At 49.3% G+C, this 274-nt stretch carries 1 protein-coding gene; it reads left to right on the top strand.

Going from position 1 to position 274, the window contains the following annotated elements; genetic code table 11:
* Positions 1 to 53 precede the first annotated feature (53 nt).
* Positions 54 to 274: hypothetical protein (locus FS628_RS30575; protein ID WP_145326681.1), on the top strand; the 221-nt coding region annotated here is incomplete at its 3' end.

The following is a 274-nucleotide window of genomic DNA, read 5'->3' as shown; positions in this document are numbered from 1 at the left end:
GGAATATTTGTGATGGGGAGATTTGCATTGGTGCGGTGGAGGGAGGGAAAGATGTGATGTGTGAGAAGGGAATGGGGAAGAGATGTGGTGAAGGAGAAGTGATGTTGGAAGGGGGAGAAGGTAGGGGTGGTGATGAGATAATGGTGTTGATTGAGTGGAGGCTGGTTGATGAGATGGTTGAAGTGGTTGAGGTTGATATGATAGTGGATATGGGCGACGGTACCGGGTGTCTGCTTGGAGTGGAAGGTGTGAATGGAAAGGGCGATATTAATGG

Origin of the sequence: Paenibacillus xylanexedens, assembly GCF_007676705.1 — a bacterium.
Classification (GTDB): domain Bacteria; phylum Bacillota; class Bacilli; order Paenibacillales; family Paenibacillaceae; genus Paenibacillus; species Paenibacillus xylanexedens_C.
The sequence above is the reverse complement of the archived record's forward strand: the minus strand, read 5'-3'. Positions and strand labels throughout refer to the sequence as shown.